The organism is Paenibacillus sp. EKM206P (assembly GCF_011066155.1).
GTDB lineage: Bacteria > Bacillota > Bacilli > Paenibacillales > Paenibacillaceae > Paenibacillus > Paenibacillus polymyxa_D.
Genome location: NZ_JAAMNQ010000079.1, coordinates 1 through 416 on the forward strand (window position 1 = coordinate 1; position 416 = coordinate 416).

Annotated in this window: 1 protein-coding gene; it reads left to right on the top strand. The window is 55.8% G+C overall.

Features of this window, described 5'->3' with window-relative positions; genetic code table 11:
* Positions 1–416: condensation domain-containing protein (locus G9G53_RS25770; RefSeq protein WP_165150889.1), on the top strand; the 416-nt coding region annotated here is incomplete at both ends.

Consider the following 416-nt stretch of genomic DNA (forward strand, 5'->3'; position numbering starts at 1 on the left):
TTGCGGATTCAGTACAAAGACTATGCCGTATGGCAGCAAAGCGAAACCCATCAGGAGTGGATGCAGCGTCAGGAAGCGTACTGGCTGGGCACCTTCCGGGGCGGAGTGCCTGTACTGGATCTGTCAACCGACTTTGCCCGTCCGGCGGTGCAGAGTACGGCAGGGGATACGATCGAATTTGCATTGGAGCGTGAGGTTAGTGAACGCCTGAAAGAACTGGCTTCGCAAACAGGCGCTACCCTATACATGGTGCTGCTGGCGGCGTACACTACGCTCTTGCACAAATACACGGGCCAAGAGGACATTGTCGTCGGCACGCCGATTGCAGGACGACCGCATGCGGAGCTCAGTAATCTGGTGGGTGTCTTCATTAACACGCTGGCGATTCGCAATTATCCGTCCAGCGACAAAACGTT